9 protein-coding genes are annotated in these 13245 nt (G+C 64.9%); 5 read left to right on the forward strand and 4 right to left on the reverse strand.

The genetic code is table 11. The features are described from left to right. Nucleotides 1-82 precede the first annotated feature (82 nt). Genes ACZ51D_RS13525 through ACZ51D_RS13545 form a run of 5 tightly spaced genes read left to right on the forward strand, consistent with a single transcriptional unit; the run spans nucleotide 83 to nucleotide 6754 of the window. Nucleotides 83-835, forward strand: coding sequence for a TnsA-like heteromeric transposase endonuclease subunit (locus ACZ51D_RS13525; protein ID WP_465662331.1), 753 nt, complete (start codon nucleotides 83-85; stop codon nucleotides 833-835). Further along, entirely contained in the window at nucleotides 832-2556 is a 1725-nt protein-coding gene (locus ACZ51D_RS13530) for a transposase family protein (RefSeq protein ID WP_465662332.1), read from the forward strand. Before ACZ51D_RS13525 ends, ACZ51D_RS13530 begins: the two co-directional genes overlap by 4 nt. Nucleotides 2557-2598: 42 nt before the next feature. Continuing rightward, nucleotides 2599-3009: a hypothetical protein gene (locus tag ACZ51D_RS13535; protein WP_465662334.1), complete on the forward strand. Its 411-nt coding sequence runs from the start codon at nucleotides 2599-2601 to the stop codon at nucleotides 3007-3009. Next, nucleotides 3006-4142, forward strand: coding sequence for an AAA family ATPase (locus tag ACZ51D_RS13540; protein ID WP_465662336.1), 1137 nt, complete (start codon nucleotides 3006-3008; stop codon nucleotides 4140-4142). Before ACZ51D_RS13535 ends, ACZ51D_RS13540 begins: the two co-directional genes overlap by 4 nt. Next, entirely contained in the window at nucleotides 4139-6754 is a 2616-nt protein-coding gene (locus ACZ51D_RS13545) for a TniQ family protein (protein WP_465662337.1), read from the forward strand. The genes ACZ51D_RS13540 and ACZ51D_RS13545 overlap by 4 nt, the downstream gene beginning before the upstream one ends. 302 nt (nucleotides 6755-7056) lie before the next feature. On the opposite strand, the gene ACZ51D_RS13550 is transcribed toward ACZ51D_RS13545, so the two are convergent. The 4 genes from ACZ51D_RS13550 to hsdR all read right to left on the reverse strand — a co-directional run bounded on the left by ACZ51D_RS13550 (nucleotide 7057) and on the right by hsdR (nucleotide 13043). Beyond that, complete coding sequence (locus tag ACZ51D_RS13550; protein WP_465662339.1) at nucleotides 7057-7446, reverse strand: hypothetical protein; 390 nt, start codon at nucleotides 7444-7446, stop codon at nucleotides 7057-7059. Nucleotides 7447-7556: 110 nt separating this feature from the next. Next, nucleotides 7557-8264 (reverse strand): IS5 family transposase, encoded by a 708-nt coding sequence (locus tag ACZ51D_RS13555; RefSeq protein WP_465662340.1) that lies wholly within the window; start codon nucleotides 8262-8264, stop codon nucleotides 7557-7559. 160 nt (nucleotides 8265-8424) lie between these two features. Further along, nucleotides 8425-10596 (reverse strand): N-6 DNA methylase, encoded by a 2172-nt coding sequence (locus ACZ51D_RS13560; RefSeq protein ID WP_465662342.1) that lies wholly within the window; start codon nucleotides 10594-10596, stop codon nucleotides 8425-8427. After that, entirely contained in the window at nucleotides 10593-13043 is a 2451-nt protein-coding gene (hsdR, locus tag ACZ51D_RS13565) for an EcoAI/FtnUII family type I restriction enzme subunit R (RefSeq protein WP_465662344.1), read from the reverse strand. The genes ACZ51D_RS13560 and hsdR overlap by 4 nt, the downstream gene beginning before the upstream one ends. Nucleotides 13044-13245 lie beyond the last annotated feature (202 nt).

Here is a 13245-nt window from a genome sequence, read left to right on the forward strand (position 1 = left end):
CTATCCACGTGAAATAGACAGCGATTGGGCACTTTCGCCGTTCCGTGGGCACTGACTGCGGTCAGTAACTACGGTCGCTCCTATGGTTGTTCAGAGTCCAGTGCGGTCCGGCAAGAAGAGCGCGCCGGCCATGGCGTCGATCCGGTATGACGACGCGTCGGTGTGCAAGGTCCGTTTCTCGGATCTGCGGCTGGCGGACTTTACCTGGTCGGTGCCGTGGCGGAGTTTTCGCTCCGTACACGGCCAGACGCACCACTCGGGGCGATACGCGTCGGCGACGATGGCTGGGCCCGTCGTCTACGAGAGCCGGCTGGAGTTAGCACGGCTGCTCCTCGCCGACATGGATCCTGCGGTACGTGGAATCTACGCCCAGCCGTGTCATCTGACGGCCCGGGTCGGAGATCGCGTTCGTCGCCATGTTCCAGATTTTCTGCTAGTCACGGCGTTGGGGACGGTACGCGTGGTCAACGTCAAACCAGCTGATCGGCTTGCCGATCCGAAGATCGTGGAAGCTCTGGCCTGGCCAGGGGAATTGATCGAGCGGCATGGCTGGGAGTACGAGATCTGGTCCGGGGCGGATCGTGTGCTCTTGGAGAACGTCCGCTTCCTGGCGGCATACCGCCGACCCGGGGTGGTCCCCGAGGCCGACATCGAGCGGGCCTGGCAGACGGTCCGGGACGGGGACCAGCTCGCGGACGCTGAGCGCCGCCTGGCCGCCGGGCGGCCCGACTACGAGGCACGGCCACCACTGCTCGCTCTGGTGTGGTCAGGACGGCTGACCACCGATCTGTCCCGTCCGCTCAGTGGCGACTGGGTCCTGCGGAGGTCCGCGTGAACACCTGGACTACACCGCTTCGGACAGGCCTGCCGCTGACCTACGACGGCGAGCAGTTCACCATCGCGGAGATCGAAGGCCGCCGTATTCTCCTGCAGCAGATCTCGGCGGACGGCCGTCCCACGTGGCGGCAGATCGATCTGTCGGTACTGATGGCCCATCCCTCCACCGAGCTCCTGGTGGAAACTCCGCCTGCACAGCCGACGGTCGCAACGACGCTGGGCGAGCTCAGCACCGCGGAGGACGACGCGCTCACCACCCGGTTCCGGCACGTCCAGGAAGTGCGGTCCAGCTACCAGTTGGGCTCTGCTGAGATGGCGTTGGAGGGTGAACCGCGGCCTGACTACGCGCCGGGAGTGCCCTTGATGCATCGGTACAAGGCGAAGGCCGCGGAGCTCGGCGTCAGCGTGACCACGGTGCGCCGGTGGGTGGCACTGGTGGAGGAGTCGGGGCCAGCGGGCCTGGTGAGCAAGCGCGAGCCCACGAGCGTGCTGGACCGCGTGGATCCGCGCTGGTTGGAGACAGCCCGCTCGGTGATCAAGAGCCTTGAGAAGTCCAGCCGCCCGGTTCGTGGTCTGGTGCTGCTGGAGATCGAGGAGCGTGTGGTCAAGGAGTACGGCCCCGGTGTGGTGAGTATTCCGAAGCAGACGAAAGGGTACGCGCTGCTGAAGGAGCTCGGCCGGGGGACGAACGCGTTCGATGGCAGTACGAAGGGGAAGCGGTCGATTGCGAACCGTCCGCAGGGGGTCTTCGGCAGGCTGCGGGCGACGCGGCCGGGTGAGTACGTCGTGTTGGACACCAACAGTCTGGATGTCTTCGCGATGGAGCCGGTGACGTGTCGGTGGGTGCAGTGCGAGCTCACGGTCGCGATGGACCTCTACAGCAAGGTGATCACAGGGCTGCGGCTGACGCCGGTGTCGACGAAGTCGACCGACGTGGCCGGCGTCTTGTTCGAGACGGTTCGTCCGCGGGAAGTGTCTACCGGCACGGGTGAGCCATTTCCGTACTGCGGGGTTCCCTCCACCGTGGTGTTCGACGCGGAGAAGCTGGTGGACGCGGACGGGCAGCCGCTGCTGCCGCCTGTTGCCGCGGAGACGATCATCTACGACCACGGCAAGATCTATGTCTCGAACCACATCGCGAGCGTCTGCGCGAAGCTGGAGATCTCGCTGCAGCCGGCGCGTCCCTATACGCCGACCGACAAGCCGGTGGAACGGTGGTTCAAGACGTTGAACCAGGGGCTGTTGGCGGCTCTGCCGGGCTACAAGGGGCCGGACGTGCACAGCCGGGGCGAGAAAGTCGAGGACGAGGCGTACTTCTTCCTGGACGAGCTTGAGATGATCATCCGCGAATGGATCACTTTGATCTATCACAGGCGGCACCACCGGGGGCTGACAGTCCCGGAGGTCCCCGGACTGAAGCTGAGCCCGTTGGAGATGTTCGAGCACGGCGTGAACCGGGCGGGGCCCTTGCGCATCCCGTCCAGGCCGGGCCTCGCGTTCGAGTTCCTGGAAGAGGAGTGGTGCCCCATCCACCACTACGGGGTGGAGATCAACGGGCTCCGCTACAACGGTGACGGGCTCGACGACTACCGCAACCAGGTCAGCCCGCACCGCGGCGAGCACGCCGGCAAATGGCCTGTCGCCGTGGATCGCGCCGACATCAGGAAGATCTACTTCCAGGATCCGAAGCAGCCACACCTGTGGCACACCCTGGACTGAGAGCATGCCCCGGCCCTGAACGGGCCGGCCAGCCTGGAAGCGTTGAAGTACGCACGCCGGCTCGCGGCCAAGACGCATCGTTTCCCGGACACCAAGCGCGCCCTGATCGAGTTGCTGGAACGCTGGGGTGCTGGGCTGACGGAGGACCGGACGGAGCGGCGCATGGCGGTGCGCTTGTCGCAGGACCGTCTGCGGCTGGTCGGCGAAGGCGATCCCGAGGTCGACGAGATCGCCGAGCTTCCCTCCGTGCGCCGTCTGGCAGCGCTCGGTTCGCCGGACGCGGGAGCGGGCTCGGAGTCGGCACCGGATTTGCAGGTGGTCGCGCCTGCGGATGAGGACCTGGGCGGGGACGACGACGAGGACGAGGAGTGCGAGGCAGCCCCGGCAGATGAGGAGATCGCGGGCCTGGTCGATGAGGATGAGTACTACGCGGATGTCTGGGAGAGCCGTTGAGTACGGCCGGGGGCCTCGCGCCGTTCGAGGGCGATGACCGCCAGTACTCGCCCACCCGGCTTGCGGGCTGGCTGCAGGAGGTCAACGGCCCGGACCGCGTCAAGCCCAAGCAGCTCACCCGGGCCCAGCTCGCCAGCCTCTCGCCGCGGGATCTGTTGGTGCACAACGACGGCCGGGAGGTCTGGCACGCCAACATCGGTCCGATCGACACGCCCCAACTCCTCGCGCTGCACGATGAGCTTGCGGAGATCGTGGAGTCGAACCGGCACGACGGCGACAAGACCAAGCCGGCCGCGCTGGTGGATGCGTATCCGGGGCTGGGGAAGAGTACGGCAGTGCGGGCTTACGGTTGCGGCCTCTACCGCAAACAGGTCGCCCTGCGAGGGGAGACCACGCCCAGCGGAGACCGCAGGGTCCCGGTGATCTACATCGCTTTGAGCGGCAACACGCAGGTCCGCGGGCTGAATGCCTCGATCTGCCGCTTCTACGGCCTGCCGGTCACCGGGGACGCCGACACTCTGGCCGAGCGGGCCGTCGATGCGGTGCTGAGCATGAAGACCACCGCGATCATCGTGGATGATGTCCACTTCCTGGCGGGTTCGAGAACCAACTCGTCCAGGATGGCGAACCAGTTGAAGTATCTGTCGAACGTCTTCCCGGTCACCTTGATCTATGTGGGTGTCGGAGTCCAGCACCGCGGCATCCTCAAGGAAGGCATGGGCCACGGAGACTCTCTCTTCGCCCAGTTCGGGCGACGCACCACCCCGCTGACCCTGCGGCCTTTCGATGTCGAAAGCGAGCAGGGCCGTCTGGAGTGGAGGACGCTGCTGAAGACGATCGAACAGCAACTGGTCCTCGCGGAGAAGTTTCCCGGCATGCTGGCCGAGGACCTCTCGGACTACCTCTATGCCCGCTCGACCGGGCACTTCGCCTCGTTGATGTCGCTGATCAACCGCGGGTGTCTGCGGGCGATCCGCCGCGGTCACGAGCGCCTTGATGAAGAGCTGATGAACGGGGTCAAGAACGACGCGGCGGCGGAGGAGGCCCGCCTGGAACTCGATGCCGCGGTCAAGGCAGGGCTTTTGACCACGCGACCCGGTCTGCGCTCACCGGCCCTGAAACGGCCGGCATGACGCTCTGGACACCTGACCGCATCCCCCTCGTGGTTACGCCGCTGGCCGGCGAGGCCCTGGAAAGCTGGATCGGCGCCTACGCCCGGCGCCTCCGCGTCACCAACAGCGCCTTCCTTGATGCTGTCGGACTGCCCGGCGCCCGCACGTCACACCTCGCGCTACGGCTCACCGCCGAAGAAGCGGCCGCCTTGGAGAGGGCCACCGGCGTCGAACGGCAGGCACTCACCAGCATGACGCTCGAACCTTATGACGGACTGGCAGTGGCGATCCTGCCCGACCGGCGCAAGCTGGCCAGACCACCGGCCTGGAGATTCAGCGGAAGCCGAGCCCGCTACTGCCCTGGGTGCCTGGGCGATAACGCCGGCCGCGGGCCGCTCTTCTGGCGCCTCCCGTGGGCTTTCGCTTGTCCCACCCACCACACTCTGCTGCTGGACTTCTGTCCGGACTGCAATCAGCCCCCGCACCCCTGGAAGGCCAGACGGCTCGGCCCCCGCGCAACGGGCGCCTGCACGCGAGCCCACAGCAGTCTCGGCCTCAGAGCGGCCTGCGGAGCCGACCTCACGCAGGCCCCGGCCGCCCCGCTGCCCGCCTCGGGACTCGTACTGGGCGCCCAGCAGCACATCGCCACGCTGCTGAACGGCGAACCGGCCGCAAGGCCGACCGCGCTGGCCGAGGTCAAGCAGCTCTACGCTCTGGCCTGGCGCATTCTGCGTGGCCTACACACCATCGCGGACCGAGCACCGGAAGTCGTACACACCGTGGTGGCCGAATGCGGCGGAGAGCTACCACAACTGACCAGCGAGGACGTCGGACACGACGCCCACAACGCCGCCGTCGGCACCGCACTGGCCCGCGTCGCCCTTCACCCCGGCCATGCCGATCACGAGGCACTTTTCGAGTGGATCCTCGAAGCCGACCGCTCACTGCTGAAGACCTCGAAGAACAACATCGGCGCGATGGCCGACCGATGGACCTGGAGCGGTCCCGGACTGGTCGGGCGCGTGCTGGCCAAGCTCGACTCCAGCGCCACCCTGCACGCCCGACTTCGTTACGCCAGTGCCAGCCCACGACCACGCTGGCCGGACCTCCCCGCCGACGCCATCACCCGCCGGGCGACCATGATCCCCGCGATGCTCTGGCCCGGATGGACGATGCGCCTGCTCCCACGGCCCACGAACAACAAAGCCCCCCGCGCGGGCACGTTCCGCCGCGGCTGTAGCAGCTTCCTCCTGCTTCCCGGCGGGCCGCCCCAGCTGAACTTCGAACGTGTCGGCCCGCTTCTGGGCAACCAGGAGATCAATACCGATCGCGACAGCATCGAACGACGCCTCTATCTCGATCACGATCTGACCCCACTGGCATCCACGCTGGCCCAGCTCGCCCGCGCCTTGGACGAGCACGGCTCTCCCATCGACTACGCCCGACGGCGAGCCACCTTCACCAGCACCACGGTCACCCTCGATCTCGACGCATATACACGGCTATGCGCACAGCAGGGCTGGAACCCCGGCCAGCAGCATCGCGTCCTCCTCATGCGTGCGTATCTCCTGATGCTGCTGACTGGCGAGGTTCATCCCCCACCCGAAGGAGCGTCCTACCGATTCGCATGGCACTGCTCGCAGTTCCGGTTCCATGCACCCCAGGCCCTCCGCTCGTTCCTCCGCCAGCAGGCCGAGGACAACCTCACCCACCACAAGATCACCGAACCCGTCACCTGGGAACCACCCGACGCCTGGGTCACCGCCGTCCAATGGCCCGGCCTCTCCCCCACAGACATCGTCACGGACGAATTCCGCGACCTGCTCGCAATGTCCGGCACCGTCCACGAGGCCGCTGATGCTCTCGGCCTGGCCACAGAACACGTCCGCCTCTACTGCGATCTCACGGAGACCGGCGCAGCCACCCCCAGCGACGTGATCGGCAAGCACCTCAGCACACGCACCGCGAGAACGGTCAAGACCCGCGAAGGCATTCTCGCTCCGGACCGACTCCGCGACCTATACGTGAACCAGAAACTGGAACTCACGCACATCGCCAGGCTGGCGTCTTGCAGTCCCGACACAGTCCGCCGACTCCTCAGACAAGGCGGCATCCCACTCCGTCCCCGGCCACGACGGCTCCCAGACCGCCCTGACATCACCCGCGAATGGCTCCACCACGAATACATCGAACGCCAACGCGACATCGCCAACCTCGCCCGCGAAAGCGACGTCACCCACTACCACCTCACCAAGATGGCCAGAGCCTGGGGCATCACGATCCGACCCGCTGGAGGGCAGTGCTACAACGCCGTCGGACACCTGAAACTTCGCCGCCCCCTGTCCGAGGACATGCGCAAAATAGTCATGAACTCGCAAGCCCTCAACCGACTGCGAGCCATCACCCAGATCCCCGGCCACCCCAGCTTCGCCGCCGCGGCCCGAAGTGCCGGCGCCGGAACCGACAGCGCGCTCCGCCAACGAGTCATCAGCGTCGAAAAGGCAGTTGGCTTCCAGATCATCGACCGCTCCGCCAGGCCCCTCGCCGCCACCGAACGCGGACGTGAGTTCCTCCTCGAAGCCCAGGAGATCCTCCACGCCGCTACCGACAGCGAGCAGCTCCAACGGCGATAGCAGCTGCAAGCGCTCACCTCACCACCACGCTCAGTTCTCACCGAGTACGGACCCGAGGGTTCCCGCAGGATCCACTGCGCACGAATCCACGGACCCTACGTGACTCTAGGATCCGCGAATCGATGCGCAATGTTGGCGCCTGATGCCCAATGAATGCCCAATGCTGTGAGTCATTGCGCAATAGCTTCGGACAGTAACTGCCAAAATTGATCTCTTGTGACCTTCGGGGCGGGCGTCAAGCCCGTTCCGTACGGACCAGCGTATGGCGGTACGAAGCAAGGACAAAGAGCTGTGAGAGGTCGCTATGTCCGTCTTTGATAGAGGCCGCGTCCGGGTTGGATGAGGGTGCCCTGTCGGACGAGTCGTCCCAGGCGGCTGCGGGTGACGTTGATGGCCGAGTCGTCGAGGGGCAGGCCAAGGATCTCGTGGAGTTCTCGCGCGCGCAGCGGCACTTCGGGGTAGTCGTTGAAGGCGGTGAGGAGGTGTTCGTAGGCGGAGCCGGGCTCGGCGGGTCCGGGCTCGGTGCCGGCGAGTTCGTCCAGGACCCTTCGGGCGGTGGCAAGTTCGACGAGCCGCTCTGGAGCTGCGGTCAGGGCCTCGGTAAGGTCGGCGAGTTGTTGGCGGAGGCTTTCGAGGTGGGCGGCGGCATCCTCGCGTGCGGTGCGGAGGCGGTGGTGGAGGTCGTCGCTCACGCGGGGGCGGTGTCCCGCCAGGGCTGCGGCCGGCAGGCGATGCGGCGGAGCATGCTGGCGACCGAGGCCCAGTGGATCCGCGAGGCAGCGGTGTCGAGCGGTGGTCGTACTCACGGGCCAGCCGCCGGAAGAGCATCAACGACCCCCAGCGACCTCTCCACCGCCCAGTGTTTGGCCAGCGGGACGAAACCGGCGGCCTTGTCCGCCTCGCTGCGGCGCACGACCTCGACACGGATGTCGTTCAGGACGCCGTGGATGACCAGGACCTTCTCTAAGCGGTTCCCCCACACCTCCGCGGCCCGGTCGAGCAGGGCGATTCCGGCGGTGTTGTCGTGCGCGGAGGCCGGCAGGACGACGGCGGCCACGACCAGGCCGAGCGTGTCGACCGCGATGCCCCGCTTGCGGCCCGGCGTCTTGTTCCCCGCATCCAGCCCGGTGGTCGCCTTCGGGACTCCGGCCGGCGCCCGGACCGACTGGGTGTCGATCACCAGCAGCGACGGGTCCCCTAACCGCCCTGCCCGTTCGCGTGTCCGGCAGCGCAGGACCACCTGGATCCGGATGTCGAGGCCGTCCTCGCGCCACAACCGGAAGTAGTAGAACACCGCCGACCAGGCCGGAAGATCGTGCGGCAGGTACCGCCACTGACAACCCGTCCGGTTCTGGTAGAGGATCCCATTCACCGCCTCCCGCAGGTCACAGGACCCCGGGTCCCCAGTCACCGACCGGGCCACCTGCCGCTGCTTCCACTCCGTCACGAACGGCTCGATCAAGGCCCATTGCTCGTCGGGCAGATCACTCGGATACGCACGTCGCTCCATGCACTGACATACGCACCACCGCGCAGACACCACTCAACACACGCTGAACGGGCCTCCAAGAAGAGGGACATAGCGCCCTCTGAGCAAAACGTCCGTCGCCCTGGGCTTTACTGCCCAGGGCGACGGGCACGCAGTGCTTCAATGACCCTAAAGCCTCCGCTTAATTCAATCGCGTCTGTGAGTCGAGGGCGGCATTTAGCTCAGCGACGCCCGCCTGCACAGTTTCAAGCATGGCTAGAATCTGATCCTGCTCGCCTACGGGAGGAAGCGGGATGGGAATCTTCTTTAGGGACGCCCCAGTTAGGTGCTTGATTCCGATCCCAGTGAAAAAGGACTTCAGCGTTCCGTCGTCAGCGAAACCACGCAGCACATAGACAAGCCACTCAGGTCGCAGTAGGTGGTTACACCGAACACGATGCAGGGCCTTCTGAATCCTCATGTCGATGTCGTCGCGCTTCCACACAGCAGCTCGACCCGGTTCGCCCCCCTCGCACACGATCACGTCTCCCGGCAGCAGCCCATACCGGTCGAATTCACGATCCTCGAAGCGCATCTCTTTGAGATCGTCCAGATCGAACCCGAACCAGCGAACATTAGTATTCCGAAGGTAGGGCCTATATTCTCCCTTATTCTTGGCCTTATCGAGCATCTTCCCGAGGACGCTCTCCGACAGATGAGCCAGGCTTACCCAGTTCCACGTTTCCGGCAGATCCCAGGGGCCGCTCTCCTCAATCGGAATGCCCTCGCCAACAAGGCCTGAGGGGGACCCAGCCGTGTGGCTTGTCTGTCCACGCAAAGCGGCCGAGACCACAACTTTCCAAGCATAGTCTGCACCGCCCGAAATTCTGGCGATCTCAGGCAGGTTGTCCGCCACCACGCGCTGATCACTTTCATCAGCCCCAGTGACCGTCTCGCGTAGCAACTTGCCGAGACTCTCCGAGATATGATCAATACGATGTTGGTCGCTTCGGTGATCAGTCAACACGCTGGCTGCGCGGACCGTCTCCGTGATACGACTCGCGGGATGGTGAATATTAAGATCGTACCCGCGATCCTTCAACTCGTCGATCGAGACTCGCCAAGCATGGTCGTTCTCAACACGATTTCCCCACCACTCGCGAATATCGTCAAACTCTTCGACACGAATGGGTGATGTCTTGTTGTACGCCTTAACCCCAAGCGGCAGCCGGTGTTCGTAGTACCAGACCTCAGATGTAGGCTCACCCTTGGTGAAGAACAGGAGATTAGTCGCGATTGTCGTGTAGGGCGCAAACACCGAGTTTGGCAGCCGGACAATCGTGTGCAGATTGCACTCTTCCAGCAGTTGTTCCTTGACGCGAGTCTTGACTCCCCGCTCGCCAAAAAGTGTCCCGTCCGGAAGCACTACCCCCGCCCGGCCTCCCGGCTTGAGCAGCCGCATAATAAGGACAAGAAAGAGATCAGCCGTCTCGCGAGTACGAAATTTCTGCGGGAAGTTCTGCTCAACCCCTGGCTCCTCGACGCCACCGAAGGGCGGGTTGGTGACGATCACGTCTACGCGGTCGGCCGGACCATAGTCACGGAGCGGGCGGGTCAGGGTATTGGCCCGGCGGATGGCGGTCGGCGCGTCGATCCCGTGCAGGATCATGTTGGTGAGGCAGAGCAGGTGCGGCAACTGCTTCTTCTCGATGCCCCGCAGCGAGGCCTGTAGAAGCGCTTCGTCGTCGGGCGTCTTCACCTGCCCCCGCAGGTGGTCGATGGTGTTGGCCAGGAAGCCTCCGGTGCCGCAGGCCGGGTCCAACACCACTTCCCCAAGCTGGGGATGCACCATCTCCACGATGAACTGCGTCAGCGCCCTCGGCGTGTAGTACTCACCGGCGTTGCCGGCGCTCTGGAGGTCCTTGAGCAGCTTCTCGTAGAGGTCGTTGAACTGGTGCCGGTCGGCTCGAACCGTGAAGTCGATCGAGTTGATCTTGTTGATCACCTGACGGAGCAGTGTGCCACTCTTCATATAGTTGTACGAGTCCTCGAAGGCCTCGCGCACGATCAGGGTCCGCGGGTTGGTACCGCCACTCAGCTTGCGCAGCGCCGGGAAGAGGTCGTTGTTGACGAAGTCGTTGAGGCCCTCACCGGTCAAGCCTTCTTCGTCGCCAGCCCAGGCCCGCCACTGGTACTGCGCTGGGATCGCCGGCACGTAGCCGTCGGTCATCAACTCCAGCTCCTGCTCAGTGTCGTCCAGGATCTTGAGGAAGATCATCCAGACGAGCTGGCTGAGGCGCTGCGCATCGCCGTCCACACCCTGGTCTTGCCGCATGACGTCTTGGATGGACTTGATGAGCGTGGACGAAATCACTGCGCCTCCTGGTACAACTGCTGCTCAAGGCCATGCACGGCCTTGAAATAGGTCTCGCGGGTTCCGAAGGATCGTATGAGCTCCATGGGGCCGCCCATCGAGCGGAAGGGCTCCACCCGCAGCACCCCGATGTCCTCCAACGAGCGCACGCCGGACTCGACGTACTTTTCGAGCAGCGCCTCCAACACGGAGCGCATCTGGCCCTGGTATTTGCCAAGGTAGCCGTTCGCGTGGACTGCTGCGGCCCGCTGCCGACGCTCGATCGGCTGGCGTTCGTAGGCAACATCGAGCGCCATGTCGAATGGATCAAGCGCGAGGCCTGACTGTTCCACCAGGTCTTCCAGCGGTATGCCGGCGTCCACCAGCTCGTCGAGCAGAGCCGATCGCTGGTCCGCGGCCGACCAGGCGTTCACGAAGTCGTCTGCGGTCGGGTATCGCTCCAGTAGGCCGCTGCGGACGAACTCCTTGAGGCTGGAGGTGAGCGGCTTGCCGTCGGTCCCGAGCATCTGCACCTGTTCGCCGATGATCGTCACGGCCTGGCCGCTGACTACGATCCGCTTGCGACGGACGTTGCGCGCTCCCGGCCGTTCGACCCACTGCTCCGGGCCGTCGTCCTGGTCTTCGCCCTCGGTCTCGTCGACGTCGTCCAGCTCTTCGACGGCATCGTTCATATCGCCGTCGGGCGGCAGCTCGTAGACCTTGACCGGATCGCCGTCGAAGTCCTTGTCGGCAAACAGCTTGGTGACGTTCTTGAAGTCCATGATCACGAAGAACCATTTGTCGTAGTCCGTTCGCACGCGGGTGCCGCGCCCGATCATCTGCTTGAAGTCGGTCATGCTCTCGACCCGGCTGTTGAGCACGATCAGCTTGCAGGTCTGGGCGTCCACACCGGTCGCCAGCAGCTTGCTGGTCGTCGCGATCACGGGGTAGGGCATCTCAGGATCGATGAAGTTGTCGAGTTCCTGCTTGCCCTGCTGGTCGTCGCCAGTGATCTGCATGACATAGCGGGAGTCCTTGCGGACCTCATCGGCGTTGAGGTTGGCCAGTATCCGGCGCATGCGGTTGGCGTGCGGGATGTCCTGGCAGAAGACGATCGTCTTGGCGTAGCGGTCCGTACTCTTCAGGTACTCAGTGATGCGCTCGGCAACCCGCTTGTCGCGCTCTGGGAAGACGATCGAGTCGTCGATGTCCTCGCCGGTGTAGTGCCGGTCGGGGATCAGCGTTCCCGAGTCGTCGACTTGTCCCTCCTCCGGCCGCCAGCCGAAGGTGTCGACGTCGAGCGCCGTGCGGATGACCTTGTACGGGGCCAGGAAGCCGTCATCGATGCCCTGCTTCAGGGAGTAGGTGTAGAGCGGGTCACCGAAGTAGTCGCTGTTGCTGACGGTCTTGGTCTCCTTAGGCGTGGCCGTCATGCCCAGCTGGACGGCCGAGCCGAAGTACTCCAGGATGCCGCGCCAAGCGCTGTCCTCCCGGGCACTGCCACGGTGGCACTCGTCGACAATGATCAGGTCGAAGAAGTCGGGTGAGAACTGCTTGTAGACGTTGTCGATCTCCTCGGTGCCAGTCACCGCCTGGTACAGGGAGAGGTACAGCTCGAAGCTCTTGTCAACGACCTTGCTGCCCCCGCCGTCCGGGTCGTCGGCGTTCGCCACCTTGGAGATGGTGCCGCGCGAGGCGCTGAGCTTGGCCATACGCCCCTTGAACATGGCGAAGTCGTTCATCATGGTCTGGTCGATCAGGATGTTGCGGTCGGCCAGAAACAGCACGCGGGCCTGGCCCTTGTCCGGGTTGATCGCCCGGAAGGACTCCATGAAGCGCCAGATGATCTGCGCGGCGGTGTAGGTCTTACCCGTCCCCGTGGCCATGACCAGCAAAAGCCGGCGCTGCCCCTTGGCGATCGCTTCGAGCGTCCGGTTGATCGCGATGCGCTGGTAGTAGCGCGGCCGGCGTCCCGACCCATCGTCATGGAACTGACCTGCGATCACCGGCTCGTCGGCGTCCTTGATGCCCTTCCACTGCTTGTACAGCTGGTAGAGGGCTTCGGGAGAGGGGAACTGCTCCAGCGGGATCTCGACCTCGATCTCTGGCCGGATGCCGGTGCGGTCGTGCCACACGAACGAGTCACCGTTGCTGGTAAAGACCGAGGGCACGTCGAGCTGCTCGGCGTACTCAATGGCCTGCTGCATGCCGTCGCCCGGCTCGTGGTTGTTGTCCTTGGCCTCGACCACGGCGATCGGGAGGTTGGGACGCCACTCAAGCAGGTAGTCGACCTTCTTGGGCTTCTTGCGCACACCCTTCTTGCCGACTACCTGGATGCGTCCAGCCGAGAAGTAGTAGTACTCCTCGCGGAGCGACGTCAGGGGCCAACCGGCGGTACTCAGGGCAGGCGTGATGTGCCGGGTACGGATCTCCGTCTCGGTCAGCTGGGACTTGTCTGAATCGCTCACGGGAAGATTCTACGGACCACCACCGACAGTCATGAGGATGGCGCACGGGCCCGGCGTCGTAGGCACACCGTGGTCCAGAGCGGAGGCGTACATCCCTGCGGCCGGTTGCCGCCTAATGGGAGCTACCGGGTTGTAGAAGACTCGGTGCCGTAGCCGCCAGCAGGTGAGCACTCTCGCCGCCGGAGCCGTTCGAGCTCTGAGG

The sequence above is a fragment of the Kitasatospora sp. NPDC033851 genome, assembly GCF_055576085.1.

Bases quoted from the DNA above. Each gene is read 5' to 3' on its own strand.
- ACZ51D_RS13555 (WP_465662340.1), bottom strand. From the start codon at position 8,264: ATGGAGCGACGTGCGTATCCGAGTGATCTGCCCGACGAGCAATGGGCC.
- ACZ51D_RS13545 (WP_465662337.1), top strand. From the start codon at position 4,139: ATGACGCTCTGGACACCTGACCGCATCCCCCTCGTGGTTACGCCGCTG.
- ACZ51D_RS13525 (WP_465662331.1), top strand. From the start codon at position 83: ATGGTTGTTCAGAGTCCAGTGCGGTCCGGCAAGAAGAGCGCGCCGGCC.